The organism is Wenzhouxiangella sp. YN9 (assembly GCF_056324165.1).
Map to the genome: position 1 here is coordinate 1 of NZ_JBJNIP010000107.1, position 13,737 is coordinate 13,737.

Consider the following 13,737-nt stretch of genomic DNA (forward strand, 5'->3'; position numbering starts at 1 on the left):
ACCTTCCGGATGACACCCACCCGATCCAACTCCCTGTGACTCATGGCAATCGTCTCCCGATCCATGGCCCCGCTCCTTGTCAGAACAAAAAGGGGACACTTTAACTTTGTGGAAAGGGGACATTAGTGCTTTGGGCTAACACAAACCAGGACACGCGCTTGTCAGCAGGGGTAAATTATCCTAGAATAGCCGGCTTCGTCGGGGTGTAGCTCAGCCTGGTAGAGCACTGTCTTCGGGAGGCAGGGGTCGGAGGTTCAAATCCTCTCACCCCGACCAAATGAATTTCCCGCGAAAAGCCGGCCCTTGCGCCGGCTTTTTTCGTTCTGGATCAAAAAGATACAGACCAAGCCCCTGAACTTCTGGCGACCTCGCTGGCCGACCCGGAGCCCTCTCCCTGTGAGCGTCGCATCGAGCTGGCGTCCTGATCATGCCCGAGTCATGACGGCATCAGTCGCCCGACTGCCCCGGAGACTCCTCGATTTGAGAACATGGGCAGTAACCAAGCACCGGAGAAAACCATGCAAAGCCGCTACTTCACGCTGAACAATCATCCCCAGGGCATGCCGACAACCGAGCTGTTCACCCTGGAGCACTCCGAGCTGCCCGATCTGCAGGAAGGAGAGGTGCGCATCCGCAACCGCTGGTTGTCGGTCGACCCGTACATGCGTGGCCGCATGGACGGCGTGACGACCTATATCGAGCCGTTCGTGCTCGGCAAGCCGCTGGAAGGGGCCGCCGTGGGCGAGGTCATCGAGTCGCGCAGCACCGCCTTTGCCGTTGGCGACCGGGTTCGCCACATGGCCGGCTGGCGCGATATTGCCCAGCTCCCCGAAGACCAGGTTGAAGCACTGCCCGATATCGATGTGCCGGAGCAGGCCCATCTGGGCGTGCTGGGCATGCCCGGCACCACCGCCTGGGTCGGGCTCAACATCATTGCCGAAATGCAGGAAGGCGATAATGTGCTGGTCAGCGCAGCCAGCGGTGCCGTCGGCTCCCTGGCGGTGCAGCTGGCCAAGGCCAGAGGCGGCACCGTCGTGGGCATTGCCGGCGATCAGAAAAAGCTCGACTGGCTTGAATCGATCGGCGTCAAGGCGGTCAGCTACAAGGGCAAGGACGCCCGGCAGCTCACTGAAGCGCTCAAGCAGGCCTGCCCGGACGGCTTTGATGTCTACTATGAAAACGTTGGCGGTGACTGCCTTGAAGCCGCGCTCAATAACCTGCGCGTAGGCGCCCGGATTGCGGTGTGCGGCCTGATTTCACGCTACAACGATGAGGGCCCCAGCGCCGGCCCCGGCAACCTGGCCATGCTGCTGATCCGGCGCGCGCGCATGGAGGGCTTTATCGTTTTCGACCACTGGCAGCATCACCACGACTTCGTGAAGGAGTTCGGCCCCAGGGTGGCTGCGGGCGAGATCGACTATCAGGAAACCGTGGCACAGGGCCTGGAACAGACACCGGACGCTTTCCTGAAGCTCTTCACCGGCGGCAACCACGGCAAGATGCTGGTCAAGCTGTAGCGGACCCCGCCCGAGATGCGCTTGAGCTGCATACGAAACGCGACTTTGATGCTGCTCCTGCTCAGCGCGCTGGCGCTGGGCGGCTGCACGACCCTGCCGTCGATCGACGGGCGCCCGTCGTCCGAGGCCTTGAGTGCTGAGCAAGCCCGAAGCACTTCTCTGGGCCGGGCAATCGAGCCACAGCTGGCGCAAAACCCGGGCGTCAGCGGCCTGCGGCCCTTATCGGATCCGCGCGAGGCGTTTACAGCACGAATGGTGCTGGCAGGCAAGGCCGAGCGCAGCATCGACGCGCAGTACTACATCTGGCAGAACGACATCACCGGCACCATGCTCCTGGCCGAGCTCGAGCGCGCAGCTCGGCGCGGCGTACGCGTGCGGCTTCTGGTTGACGACAATGGTATTCATGGGCTTGACCAGACGCTCAAGGCACTTTCCGAGCAGCCCAATTTCCAGGTGCGCCTGTTCAATCCGTTTGCCTATCGCCGCTTCAAATGGGCCAATTGGGCCAATTGGGCCACTGATTTTTCGCGCCTCAACCATCGCATGCACAACAAGTCTTTCACGGTGGACAACCAGGCAACGATTATTGGTGGACGCAACATAGGTGACATCTACTTCGGGGCAACCAATGGCGTCGTATTCTCCGATCTCGACGTGATGGCAATCGGGCCGGTGGTGCCGGAAGTCTCCGACCAGTTCGACCGCTACTGGGCCAGCCAGCTGGCCTACCCGATTGACCGGATCGTGGGCGCATCAACGACAGGCGCCCTGGATCGCTTTCATGCCCGCCACGATGCACTGGAACAGGACCCGGCGGCCATGAGCTACCGCAAGGCCCTGGAGAACGATCGCACAACCTGGCGCTTGTCCGATGAAAAGGCGCCATTGACCTGGGCGCCCACGGAGCTGATCAGCGACCCACCGGCCAAAGCCCTCGGCCAGGCTTATGGTGTCGGCATGGTCGACTTCGTGTCCGACCGTATTATCAGCAGCGCTCGCTCCGTGGATCTGGTCTCGCCCTATTTCGTGCCCGGGGTGCAGGGCAGTAAACGCCTGATCGAGCTGGCGCGCCGCGGCGTGCCCGTGCGCATCCTGACAAACTCACTCGTTGCCGCCGATACGCTGCCCGTGCATGCCGGTTACGCCAGGCGACGCCGGCCACTGCTCGAAGCAGGGGTCGTGCTCTATGAGCTGCCACGCGGAGCGGAGCAGCCCCCCGACCGCGAGCTCACCGGGCTGTTCGGCAGCTCGAGCGCCAGCCTGCATGCCAAGACATTTGCCATCGACGGCGAGACGTTGTTCATCGGCTCGTTCAATCTCGACCCACGCTCGGCGAATCTGAACACGGAAATGGGTTTTCTGATCGACAGCCCGGCGCTCGCTCAAGCAATGCACCGGGCCTTCGACCGCGAGATACCCCGTCACGCCTACCGGGCCTATCTTGACGGCAATGACAATATTCGCTGGGTCCGCCCGCAGGGTGACGAGCTGCGCCGCTACAACACCGAACCCGATGCCGGCTGGATGCGACGCACCAGCTCACGCCTGCTTTCCTGGCTGCCGATTGAGTGGCTGCTGTAGCAAGACGGCGTTTGGCGGCCGGGAGCCGCTGATTCAATTCGAGCCACTGCGACCACGCTGAACGCCGCCCCGGCACTCCTGCTATCAAGCTTGCTTTCAAGCGACAATCAAACTTGCCACTTTCATACTGGAAGGATGCAACACGGAGATGATGGAAACGACACATGACGGCAACTACTTCTCGGAGCGTTACGGCCTGACCACTACCCACAGCGAGGTACTGGCAGCCAGCAAGCGGATCCCCCCGTGCAAAACGCTGGATCTGGGCTGCGGACGCGGGCGCAATACGCTGTATTTGAGCAGTCTGGGCTTTGACGTGACGGCGGTGGATGCCAACCTCGAGGCCATTCGCACCCTGGAACAGATTGTCGCCACCGAAGGCATCGACAATGTACAAACGTCTTTTTACGATATCAACGAAGCGTCCATCAAGGGTTCCTACGATTTCATCGTTTCAACCGTCGTACTCATGTTTCTGCAAGCCGATCGCGTTCCCGACGTGATTGCCGACATACAGGCATCGACTCATTCAGGCGGCTACAACCTGATTGTGTGCGCCATGGACACCAAGGCCTATCCCTGCGATCGCTTTTCGTTCAGATTTGCTGAAGGAGAGCTGAAGGACTATTACCGGGATTGGGATTTTCTCAAGTACAACGAGAATGTCGGCGCGCTGCATCGCACCGACGCCGACGGCAACCCGCTGCAGTTTCAATTTGCCACCATGCTGGCAAGAAAACCCTGAGCCCGCCTTATTCGCCCTGCATGACCTGGGCAGCAATTTCCACGCTGCGTCGGCGGGCCGTGTGATCGAACATGCTGCTGTTGATGATCAGCTCGTCGGCTTCAGTCTCTTCGATGAACTTCTTCATCTGCCGGGCAACGGTTTGCGGAGAGCCCACCGCCGTGCAGCCGAGAACGTGATCGAGGAGGGCTCGCGCCGACTCGGGCAGCGATTCATGATAGCCCTCCTGAGGCGGCGGCAGCTGCCCCGGGTTACCCGAGCGCAGCCGAACGAAAGACTGCTGCCATGATGAAGCCAGATACCGCGCTTCTTCGTCGGTGTCGGCGGCAAACACGTTGTAGCCAAGCATGACATGCGGTTTATCGAGGTAGCGCGAGGGCCGGAACTGAGAGCGATAGACCGCCAGCGCATCGTGCAGCTGGGCAGGCGCAAAGTGCGAGGCGAATGAATACGGACGGCCCATCTGCGCGGCCAGCTGGGCGCCGAACAGGCTCGAGCCCAGAATCCAGATCTCGATTCGGTCGCATCCTTGTCCGGGCACGGCGGTAATCGCGGCCGTACCTTCGAAATAGCTCACCAGCTCGGCCACGTCCTGGGGAAAGGCGTGAGGATCAGTCTGCAGATCGCGCCGCAGCGCCCGCGAAGTGGCCGGATCAGTGCCTGGGGCCCGCCCCAGGCCCAGATCGATGCGGTCTGGATAAAGCGTATCGAGGGTGCCGAACTGCTCGGCCACCATCAACGGCGAGTGGTTGGGCAGCATGATGCCGCCAGCGCCCACGCGAATATGCTGCGTGGCTCCGGCAACATGACCGATGAGCACCGCCGTGGCTGCGCTGGCAATGCCCGCCATGCCATGATGCTCGGCCATCCAGTAGCGCCTGAAACCGAGGGTGTCGGCAAGGCGGGCCAGATCCACCGTGTTGGCGAACGATTCCGCCGCCGAACCGCCCTCGTTGATGGGCGCCAGATCAAGAATGGAAAAAGGGATCATTGCATCCTCCACACAAGACTCTTCTCTCTACATGGGGCCGTGACCCGATGCTTTCACTCCCCTGGTGGTGGGTCGTCCAAAGTTTCTGATTCTTGCTGCGGCTGCACACCTGGTCTTTCGTTCCCATCGCATCGAATGAAGTAGCGAAAACAGCTCATTCCGGTTTTGTACCGGTCGGCCGATTCGGATAGGCTACCAGCGGAGCGCCGGTCAAGACCGGCTACAATTGCGGTGGGCAACGCAGAGCAGGGAGACGCCAGATGACGCAATCCAATCCTTTCGAGCCGCCGTCGGCGGCGATCGATCCAGTCGAGGAGAATGACGGCCCGGACGCGCTTCGAAGCGAGCCGCGCCGCACGCCAGTGGGCAATGGTGTCTCGTGGATCGGCGATGCCGCTCGACTGTTCGCGCAAGACTGGGGCACCTGGATTCTCATGCTTTTGGTATTTGGCGGCCTGTTTCTGGTGATCAGCATGCTTCCGGTCATCAGCATTCTTGGCGGCTTCGTGTTTCCGATCTTCCTCGGCGGCTGGATGCTGGCTGCCGACCGCGTTCACCGGGGCGAATCGGCGCGTCTGGAAGATCTGTTTGCCGGCTTTACCGGCGACCACATCAAGCCCATGGCCATTGCCGGTGCCATTTATCTGGCCGCCAGTCTGGCGATCATGGTAGTGAGCGGAATCGTCGGCTTCGCGCTGATCGGGGGTTCATTCATGTCCGGCGCCGAGCCCAACGTGCAAGCCATGTTGCTCGGCATGGCGCTGTTCTTTCTGGTCATGATGGCCCTGATGCTGCCGCTGCTGATGATGATCTGGTTTGCTCCGGCACTGATCATGCTCAACGGCGTGGCCCCCACCGAGGCGCTGAAGATGAGCTTTGTCGGCTGCCTGCGCAATATTCTGCCGATGCTCATCTACGGCCTGATCTGCACCATACTGCTGATCGCGGGCGCGCTGCCGCTGTTTCTGGGCTGGCTGGTTGTCTACCCGATTTTCATCTGCTCCATCTACACCGCCTATCGCGACATTTACCTCGACGAATAGCATCCGTGCTCATGTCGGATCGCACCGTTGACACCATCGTGCCGGTGGGCACGCCCGAGGGCGTCAGCCTGAATCTGCGCCCGGCCGGGCCAGTAGCGCGCGCTGCCGCCTGGCTGCTCGACACCCTGATTCGCTGGACCATCATCTTCGTCCTGGTGTTCGCTCTGGGCTGGCTGCAGATGCTGGGCATGGCGCTCCTCTTGCTGCTCTGGTTTCTCGTTACCTGGTGGTACCCGGTGCTGTTCGAGGTTCTGGCCGACGGCGCCACGCCAGGCAAACGCGTGCTCGGCCTGCGCGTGCTGCACGACGACGGCACGCCCATCGGCTGGGGTGCGTCGATCGTGCGCAACCTGCTGCGTCAGATCGACTTTCTGCCGCTTGCCTACGGCGCCGGCCTGACCGCCATGATGTGCAACCGACGCTTCCAGCGCCTGGGTGATCTGGCCGCCGGCAGTCTGGTGGTTCACGCCACCCGGCCCGGAGCGGCTGCAAACGAGATCAGCCCGGGACCGGCCCGCGCACCCGCTTTGATCCTCGGGCCAGAGGAACAACAGGTGCTGCTTTCGCTGGCCGAGCGCCTGCCCCGGCTCAACCCGGAGCGGGCGCGCGAGCTGGCCGCGCTGATGCAGCCGGTCACCGGCCAGCCGCCCGAACAGTCGCTGGAAACGCTCGAAGCCTGGGCGCGCTGGGTCCGGGGGCCAAGCGCGTGAGGCAGGCCGCTTTCATTGCCGCGCGTGAGGATCAGTGGCAGGCATTTGCCGAGGGTCTGAAAGCGATGCGCCGCCGCAAGCGCACCCCGGACGACGTGGCCCGCCTGCCCGAGCGCTATCGCCAGCTTTGCGGTGACCTGGCGCTGGCCCGCTCGCGCGGTTACAGCCTGAACCTGATTCATCGTCTGGAAGATCTGGTCAGCCGCGGCCATGCCGTGCTGTATCGTTCACGCGCGCCGCTGGCCTCGCAAATCATCCGCTTTCTGGCCTTCGGCTTTCCCGCGCTCGTGCGCTCGGAGTGGCGCCTGAGCGTCATCAGCCTGTTGCTGCTGTTCGGCCCCATGCTGTGGCTGTTCCTGATGATCGGCTCGACGCCCGAGTTCGTCTATCGGGTACTCGATCCCGAGGCCATCGAGCGCATCGAGTTCATGTACAGCCAGAGTGATTCGATTCATCGCAGCGCCGATCAGGACCTGTTCATGTTCGGCTTCTACATCATGAACAACATCGGCGTGGCGCTGCGAACCTTTGCCGGCGGCCTGGTCTTCGGCGTCGGCAGCGCGCTGATTCTGCTGTTCAACGGCACCCAGATCGGCGCCGTTGCGGCGCATCTGACCTTCGAGGGCTATCACGAGAATTTCTGGACCTTCGTGATCGGCCACGGCCCGTTCGAACTGCCGGCCATCGCGCTGGCTGGTGCGGCCGGGCTGCGCCTGGGCCTGAGCCTGATCGCGCCGGGATCGCTGACCCGGATCGAGGCCCTGCGACGCAGCGCCAGAACCGCCGTGCTGCTGCTCTACGGCGTCATGGCCATGCTGTTTCTGGCCGCCGCCCTCGAAGCCTTCTGGTCGGCCAGTACGGCAGCCGTCACCACCAAGTACATCGTCGGTACTGCCTTATGGCTGGCCGTCGGCGCCTGGCTGACGCTGTCCGGCCGCCGCCGCTCCGGAGCAGTCGATGCTGATTGACCGCATTGCCCTGCGCCCCCGGCCAGCAAACGAGGCCATGGACCTGGGCCTGCGCCTGGTTCAGGCCCGCTGGCCTGCCATACTGGCAGCAAGCTGCCTGACCATGCTGCCACCGGCCCTGGTGGCTGCACTCGCCTGGTTCTGGTCTCCGCTCCTGACGCTGCTGGTGCTGTGGTGGAGCAAGCCGCTGATCGACCGCACGGTTCTGGCCCTGCTGGCCGCCGAGCTTGGCCGGCAGCCGCTTGGCATCCGCGCGGCCGCGCGCCACGGGCTTGCATCCGGGGCAAAGACGCTGATGCTGCTGATCCGGCTGAGCTGGCATCCGGCCCGCCCGATGGTGCTGCCCGTCAGCCAGCTCGAAGGCCTGACAGGCACAGCCCGCCGCCAGCGCACGCGCGCGCTCGGTCGCGGCAGCTTCGGGGCTGCTGCCGGGCTGACGCTCATGGCGCAGCTCTTCGAAATCTGCGTCCTGGTGAGTCTGCTGTCGCTGGTTTCCTGGCTGCTGCCCGATGCCATCTTCAACAATATTGCCTACAACCCGGCCAATGCAAGCTTGCAGCTGCCCACCTCGATGTGGGTCTGGCTGGCCGGACTTTACGCCACCACCATCATTCTGGTCGAATCTTTTTACCTCGGCGCTGGTTTCGGCCTGTATCTCAACCAGCGCTGTCGGCTGGAATGCTGGGATCTGGAGTTCACCCTGCGCCGCCTGGCCATGCGCCACGCCGGAGAGCAGGCGGCATGAGCATCCGCCTTGCAGCCCTGCTGATGGCACTCTCGCTGCCGATTGCGGCATCGGGCAGCGCCGACACGACGGGCGGAGACGAACCGGCGCACCCCGTTAGCCCGCATGAGTGTGAACGCTGGCAGGCGCATATCGGTCAGCTGCGTGAATCCGACGACGCGCTCGAACGACAACTGGGCGAGCTCCACGCGCGCCCGGACCTGGCTTACTGCCAGGAAAAGCAGGTGCGAACCAGCCGCTTCGATTTCGACTTCGACTGGGAGCCGGGCAGCCTGCCGGATTTTGGCGGCCTGGCGCTGGTGGTCAAATGGCTGGTCATTCTCGGCCTGGGGGCGCTCGGCCTGTGGCTGATTCTGCGCCTGCGCAAGCTGCCGGCCTTCCAGCGCGCGCCAGCCGATGCAGCCAAAGAACCACCGCAGCCCCGCTTTCTGGCCGAAGCGCTGGAGGCCCCGCTGCCCGACGACATTCCCGCCGCAGCGCGCGAGGCCTGGCGCCGCGGCGACAAACGCCTGGCCCTGAGCCTGCTCTATCGCGGCGCGCTCGAGCGCCTGCCGCACGGCGAACACGTTGGCCAGAGCGCCACCGAAGGCGAAGTACTCCAGCGGCTTGCAAAAGCACAGGCCGACGCGGAGATCATCGCCCACATGCGTCGGCTGATCGCCTGCTGGCTGCGCGCCGCCTGGGCGCAGCGCCCGCCCGGCGACGCCGACTTCGACACACTGCAGGATCAGTGGCGCGCACTGTTTGCGGCCAATCGCGTGCCGTTTACTGTAGGCAAAAGGAGCAGTCGCTCATGAGCTCGCGCGAACGGCTGCTGGTGATAGTGAGCCTGATTGTGGTGGTGGCCGCTGCATCGCTGTGGTATTTCACCGGCGAGCGCGAGCGCCAGTGGGTCTGGGAACCGGCCAGCGAGAAGCTGCTGACCCGGCCGTTCTACATTGCCGGCCTGTGGCTGCAGCAGCAGGGTCTCGAAACCCGCGATATCAATACCCTGGCCGATATGCTCAGGCGCCCCGACGAACGACCGGTGCTGATCACGCGCCAGGCGCTTGGAACGCACAGCCTGATCGACCGCCAGGAGCTGCGCGAGTGGGTCGAATCGGGCGGCCACCTGGTCATCGGTGCCGTGCGCTCGGTCTCCGAGCGCCAGGCCGAGCGAGGGCTTAACCCGTACCGCATCAGCCGCTGTGAGTCGTGCCAGATTCCGAGCGACGACCGCACGGAAATACGCTCGATTCAGGTCACCGCGCCCGACGGAAAGAGCTTCGAGCTGTTCGCGCCGGAATTTCTGAGCCTGGACAACCGCAGCGACGACAAGCACGCGACTGACGGCCCTGCCGAACTGTGGCGCAGCGACAGCGGCGAGCCCGCGCTGGCCGGGTATCGAATCGGCGCAGGCCGCGTGACCGTGCTGGCCGATATCGGCTGGCTCGAAAACCGGATGCTGATCCATCCCGACCACGTCCGGCTGCTCGAGGCCGTGGTCGGCCAGCCTCAGGGACCGGTTTACCTGCAGCACCGTCCGGCAAGCAGTGGGCTGCTGCCCTGGCTGTGGCGCCAGGCGCCGATGCTGTGGCTGGCCGCCCTGGGGCTGCTCGCGCTGTGGGTCTGGCGCCATCTGATTCGTTTGGGCCCGGTGCGCGGTCGCGACCGGCGTGCAGCCCTGCAGATGCGCGCGCACTTAAAGGCCATCGCGCGCTTCGACTGGCGATACAACCGCGCGCGCCAGCTGGTGGAGGCCATGCGCGAGGAACGGCGGCCACATCTCCTGCGCTGCTATCCCGACTGGCATCAGCTTGATACCAGCGAACGAACTCGACGCCTGGCCGCTCGCTGCGCCCGGCACGAAATGGCCAGCATCGCCTGGCTGATCAGCGCGCGCGAGCTTGGCACGCCCGACGAGCTTGTTCGCTACGTGCGCCTGCACAACGACGTGCTGGAAACCCTTTGAAAACGCAACAAATCACGGGAAGACTGCAATGAACCAGGACAGAAACGATCCGACAACCCCAGCGCTGGATGACGAGCGCGCAACGGCACTTGCCGCTGAACTGATCACGGCGCTCGACCGGGTTGTCATCGGACAACGCGCGGTGGTCGAGCAGGTTGTCGCGGCCCTGATTGCCGGCGGCCACGCGCTGATCGAAGGCGTGCCGGGCCTGGGCAAGACTCTTCTGGCCCAGAGCTTGGCCGCCTGCATCGCGGGCAAGTTCTCGCGCATTCAGTTCACGCCCGATCTGATGCCCGCCGACATCACCGGGCATGCGATCTACGATCTAAAAAGCGAGCGTTTCCGGCTGCGCCGCGGCCCGGTGTTCTGCAACATTCTGCTGGCCGACGAAATCAACCGCGCGCCGGCCAAGACACAGGCCGCCCTGCTGGAAGTAATGCAGGAACGCCAGGTCACCATCGAGGGCAAGGCGCTGAAGGTCAATGACCCCTTCATGGTGTTGGCAACCCAGAACCCGATCGAGCACGAGGGCACTTATCTGCTGCCCGAAGCGCAGCTTGATCGGTTTTTGATGAAAATCCTGATCGACTATCCCGATGCCGAATCCGAGCGCCAGCTGGCGCTGAACGTGGCCGGCATTCGCGATGATCTGGTGACCCTGGCGCAAACCCTCGAACCGCTGCTCGACACGGCCACGGCCCTGGCGCTGCGCGCCCACGCGCGCCGGGTGCACATCGACACGGCTCTGGCTGACTATGCGGTTGCCATCGTGCGCGCCAGCCGCCAGTGGCCGGGCATTTACATCGGCGCCGGGCCGCGCGCCAGCATTGCCCTGCTGCGCGCCGGCCAGGCTGCGGCCGTGATTGCGGGGCGCGATTTCGTGGTGCCCGACGACATCAAGCGCTTCGCCGCGCCGGTGATGCGCCACCGCATCCTGCTCTCGGCCGAGCTGCAGATGGAAGGCCAGACGCCCGATCAGGTTCTTGAGCGCCTGGTCGAGGATCAGAAAGCGCCGCGCCAGTGAGTTCGTTCGACCGCGCGCCTCGCCAGCCGACGGGCTCGAAGCTTCGGCCCACGCGCCGCCTGCTGAAGCTGGTGACCACCTGGCTGCTGCTCGGCCTGGCACTTCATTTAGTGCCCGCACTGGCGCCGGTCTGGCCGCTGTGGCCGGCGCTGGGCGGTGCACTGACCGCACTGGCCCTGATCGACGCGTGGCGAGTCTGGCGCGAGCGCCCGAAATTGAAAATCAAGCGCAGCCTGCCGGCCACCTGGCCGCTCAACGCCGCAGTCACGGTCGAAACCAGCGTGTCGCACCAGGCCGGGCGCGCACTGCCGCTGCTCGTCCATGACCTCTTTCCCGAATCCTGCCGGGCCGAACACCTTCCGCAGCGCATCGACCTGGCTTCAGGCCGAACCGCCACAATTCGCTGGCGGGCCACCGCGACCCGGCGCGGCGAGTTCAGCCTGAATGCCTGCCATATCGCCCGCGGCTCGCCGGCCGGGCTGTGGTGGCAGCGCGTCAGCGTGAATACGCCAGCCCCGTTCCGGGTCTATCCCAACTTCAACCTGGTCAGCCAATATGGGCTGCTGGCCGGCGAGCAGCGCCTGGAAGATATGGGCATTCATCTCGACCGCCGGCGCGGCAGCGGTTCCGAGTTCGAGCAGCTACGCGAGTACCGGGAAGGCGACAGCCTGCGCCAGATCGACTGGTCGGCCACTGCCAGAACGCGCAAGCTGATCTCGCGCGAGTATCAGGCCGAACGCAACCAGTCGCTGATGTTTGTTCTCGATACCGGCCACCGCATGCAGGCCCTGGATGGCGAGCTCAGTCACTTCGACCACTGCCTCAACGCCATGCTGCTGCTCGGTCATGTCGCGCTCAAACAGGGGGACGAAGTGGGCGTGCAGACCGCAGGCGATGCCCGCGGCCGGGCGCGCGTGCTGCCACCCGCACGAGGCCAGCGTCAGTACGCGGCCCTGCTCGAGAGCACCTTTGACCTGCAGCCGACCACAACGCACCCGGACTTTGCCGCCGCCGCAAGCCGCTTTCTGGAAAGACAAAGAAGGCGATCGCTGGTGATCTTGCTGACCAACCTGCGCGACAGCGACCACAGCGAGCTTTTGCGCGCGCTAGGCCGGATCAGGCAGCGCCACCTGGTCATTCTTGCCGATCTGCGCGAACGCATTACCGGCGCAGCAATACCCGGCAGCGCCAAAGCCGGCAAGCTTGATTTCAGCGGCGCGCTGCTCCAGTCCGCCTGCTCGCTCTACCGCGAGCAGCGCAAAGCCGCCACCGCCCGCCTGCGCCAGCGCGGCATCATCCACCTCGATGTCCTGCCCGACCAACTGCCGGCAGCGCTGGTCAGCGAGTACCAGCGCCTGAAGTCCCAGGGCGTGCTTTAAGCAGCCCCGTATCAGTAAGCTGTCCGGCTGAAGCGCTGCTTCCAGCTGAAGCGAAAACCGATATCAAACAACGTTTCAGTGCCTGCCCGATCACGATCGGTATAGCGAACACCGGCATGGCCGGTAACGTACGGCGACAGGCGACGCATGAGGCCTGCGGCCAGGTATTGACCATCATCACCGCGAACATGATCATCCATGAAGCGGCCATAGCCGAGCGACAGCTTGCCAATATCAGCCTGATAGGCACCGCTGACAAAGAGATAATCGCCATGGTCGAGCCCGCGGCCGCGAAACTCATACAGGCTTGCAAATTCCCAGGGGCCTTGCTGGTGGCGGAGGCCGAGCTGGGTTCCACTGCGGCTGCCGGCGCCGCGATCACCGGCATCAAGGTGGGCCAGGGAAAGTTCAGTATTGCCCAGCGGCACGCTCAGCGAGGCGGAATACATCGAGCCGCGATCCGGGCCCGAGGGTCCACCGTCTGTTTTTGAATAGAAGGCCCGGACGCGGACGCTTTTGATCGACGCGCTGTAGTCGACGCTGTCGTTATGGTAGCCGCCGTGCCCCAGGGCGCCGCCGGAACGGCCGGCGTTGAGGCGCGCCTGCAGCGCCGTGGCGTTCATTGGGTCCCAGCCAAGGCCGGCGAGCTTGTAGGGCGTTTCCAGCCGACCCAAGCGCACGGTGCCAAAGCCGCCCTGCACTCCGGCATAGGCGTCGCGGTACTTGCCGCGTCCATCGGGCAGGCCGTCCATATTGAAGTTGAACGCAAAGCGGCCGATCAGCTTCAGCTCCGGACCCAGCCTGTGGCCGGCGTCGATAAACAGACCGCTCCAGTTGTGGCTGTCTGGCCGGCCAGCGCCCCAGGCATCGGTGGTGTGAAGCCCATCCTCGCCTGTCGTTTCAGGAATGGTCCCGGAAGCGTTTACAAGCTCGACTTGCGCGCGTGCCAGCAGCTGAAGATAAGTTGTTTCTTCAGCGGCAGACACGCTGCCCGGCAGCCCAAGTGAAAGCGAGACCAGCCAAACAACAAGCACAACCGGAGCCAGCCCCTGCCCTGCTTTTACTAGCGGTCTCATTATTGAG

General features: G+C 64.1%; 13 protein-coding genes and 1 tRNA gene. 12 read left to right on the forward strand and 2 right to left on the reverse strand.

The window, feature by feature from the left end; genetic code table 11:
* Nucleotides 1-199: 199 nt before the first annotated feature.
* The 4 genes from ACEWQ0_RS09840 to tehB all read left to right on the forward strand — a co-directional run bounded on the left by ACEWQ0_RS09840 (nt 200) and on the right by tehB (nt 3,843).
* Nucleotides 200-276: transfer RNA gene (locus ACEWQ0_RS09840), tRNA-Pro, on the forward strand.
* A 242-nt stretch (nt 277-518) separates the two neighbouring features.
* Nucleotides 519-1,517 (forward strand): NADP-dependent oxidoreductase, encoded by a 999-nt coding sequence (locus ACEWQ0_RS09845; RefSeq protein ID WP_476485244.1) that lies wholly within the window; start codon nt 519-521, stop codon nt 1,515-1,517.
* Nucleotides 1,518-1,565: 48 nt separating this feature from the next.
* Complete coding sequence (locus tag ACEWQ0_RS09850) at nt 1,566-3,098, forward strand: phospholipase D-like domain-containing protein (RefSeq protein WP_476485245.1); 1,533 nt, start codon at nt 1,566-1,568, stop codon at nt 3,096-3,098.
* Nucleotides 3,099-3,246: 148 nt separating this feature from the next.
* Entirely contained in the window at nt 3,247-3,843 is a 597-nt protein-coding gene (tehB, locus tag ACEWQ0_RS09855) for a tellurite resistance methyltransferase TehB (RefSeq protein ID WP_476485246.1), read from the forward strand.
* Nucleotides 3,844-3,850: 7 nt separating this feature from the next.
* Here tehB and ACEWQ0_RS09860 read toward each other — a convergent pair whose 3' ends face one another.
* Nucleotides 3,851-4,834 (reverse strand): LLM class flavin-dependent oxidoreductase, encoded by a 984-nt coding sequence (locus ACEWQ0_RS09860; protein ID WP_476481930.1) that lies wholly within the window; start codon nt 4,832-4,834, stop codon nt 3,851-3,853.
* 260 nt (nt 4,835-5,094) lie between these two features.
* On the opposite strand from ACEWQ0_RS09860, the gene ACEWQ0_RS09865 reads away from it, so the two are divergent.
* From ACEWQ0_RS09865 to ACEWQ0_RS09900, 8 genes are read left to right on the forward strand one after another with little or no spacing between them, the layout of a single operon-like run.
* The gene (locus ACEWQ0_RS09865; protein ID WP_476485247.1) at nt 5,095-5,877 is read left to right on the forward strand and encodes a BPSS1780 family membrane protein; all 783 of its coding nucleotides are present in this window, start codon (nt 5,095-5,097) and stop codon (nt 5,875-5,877) included.
* An 11-nt stretch (nt 5,878-5,888) separates the two neighbouring features.
* Entirely contained in the window at nt 5,889-6,587 is a 699-nt protein-coding gene (locus ACEWQ0_RS09870) for an RDD family protein (RefSeq protein ID WP_476485248.1), read from the forward strand.
* Nucleotides 6,584-7,555 (forward strand): stage II sporulation protein M, encoded by a 972-nt coding sequence (locus ACEWQ0_RS09875; RefSeq protein ID WP_476485249.1) that lies wholly within the window; start codon nt 6,584-6,586, stop codon nt 7,553-7,555. Before ACEWQ0_RS09870 ends, ACEWQ0_RS09875 begins: the two co-directional genes overlap by 4 nt.
* A complete protein-coding gene (locus ACEWQ0_RS09880; RefSeq protein WP_476485250.1) occupies nt 7,545-8,300 on the forward strand; it encodes a hypothetical protein in 756 nt (251 codons plus the stop codon). The genes ACEWQ0_RS09875 and ACEWQ0_RS09880 overlap by 11 nt, the downstream gene beginning before the upstream one ends.
* The gene (locus ACEWQ0_RS09885; protein WP_476485251.1) at nt 8,297-9,097 is read left to right on the forward strand and encodes a DUF4129 domain-containing protein; all 801 of its coding nucleotides are present in this window, start codon (nt 8,297-8,299) and stop codon (nt 9,095-9,097) included. Before ACEWQ0_RS09880 ends, ACEWQ0_RS09885 begins: the two co-directional genes overlap by 4 nt.
* Complete coding sequence (locus ACEWQ0_RS09890) at nt 9,094-10,251, forward strand: DUF4350 domain-containing protein (RefSeq protein ID WP_476485252.1); 1,158 nt, start codon at nt 9,094-9,096, stop codon at nt 10,249-10,251. The genes ACEWQ0_RS09885 and ACEWQ0_RS09890 overlap by 4 nt, the downstream gene beginning before the upstream one ends.
* 28 nt (nt 10,252-10,279) lie before the next feature.
* Nucleotides 10,280-11,275, forward strand: coding sequence for an AAA family ATPase (locus ACEWQ0_RS09895; protein WP_476485253.1), 996 nt, complete (start codon nt 10,280-10,282; stop codon nt 11,273-11,275).
* Nucleotides 11,272-12,654 carry a DUF58 domain-containing protein gene (locus tag ACEWQ0_RS09900; RefSeq protein ID WP_476485254.1) on the forward strand — a complete coding sequence of 461 codons (1,383 nt, stop codon included), beginning with the start codon at nt 11,272-11,274 and terminating at the stop codon, nt 12,652-12,654. Before ACEWQ0_RS09895 ends, ACEWQ0_RS09900 begins: the two co-directional genes overlap by 4 nt.
* A gap of 11 nt (nt 12,655-12,665) precedes the next feature.
* Here ACEWQ0_RS09900 and ACEWQ0_RS09905 read toward each other — a convergent pair whose 3' ends face one another.
* A complete protein-coding gene (locus ACEWQ0_RS09905; protein ID WP_476485255.1) occupies nt 12,666-13,730 on the reverse strand; it encodes a porin in 1,065 nt (354 codons plus the stop codon).
* Nucleotides 13,731-13,737 lie beyond the last annotated feature (7 nt).

Bases quoted from the DNA above. Each gene is read 5' to 3' on its own strand.
- ACEWQ0_RS09845 (WP_476485244.1), top strand. From the start codon at position 519: ATGCAAAGCCGCTACTTCACGCTGAACAATCATCCCCAGGGCATGCCG.
- ACEWQ0_RS09850 (WP_476485245.1), top strand. From the start codon at position 1,566: ATGCTGCTCCTGCTCAGCGCGCTGGCGCTGGGCGGCTGCACGACCCTG.
- tehB (WP_476485246.1), top strand. From the start codon at position 3,247: ATGATGGAAACGACACATGACGGCAACTACTTCTCGGAGCGTTACGGC.
- ACEWQ0_RS09860 (WP_476481930.1), bottom strand. From the start codon at position 4,834: ATGATCCCTTTTTCCATTCTTGATCTGGCGCCCATCAACGAGGGCGGT.
- ACEWQ0_RS09865 (WP_476485247.1), top strand. From the start codon at position 5,095: ATGACGCAATCCAATCCTTTCGAGCCGCCGTCGGCGGCGATCGATCCA.
- ACEWQ0_RS09870 (WP_476485248.1), top strand. From the start codon at position 5,889: ATGTCGGATCGCACCGTTGACACCATCGTGCCGGTGGGCACGCCCGAG.
- ACEWQ0_RS09880 (WP_476485250.1), top strand. From the start codon at position 7,545: ATGCTGATTGACCGCATTGCCCTGCGCCCCCGGCCAGCAAACGAGGCC.
- ACEWQ0_RS09885 (WP_476485251.1), top strand. From the start codon at position 8,297: ATGAGCATCCGCCTTGCAGCCCTGCTGATGGCACTCTCGCTGCCGATT.
- ACEWQ0_RS09890 (WP_476485252.1), top strand. From the start codon at position 9,094: ATGAGCTCGCGCGAACGGCTGCTGGTGATAGTGAGCCTGATTGTGGTG.
- ACEWQ0_RS09895 (WP_476485253.1), top strand. From the start codon at position 10,280: ATGAACCAGGACAGAAACGATCCGACAACCCCAGCGCTGGATGACGAG.
- ACEWQ0_RS09905 (WP_476485255.1), bottom strand. From the start codon at position 13,730: ATGAGACCGCTAGTAAAAGCAGGGCAGGGGCTGGCTCCGGTTGTGCTT.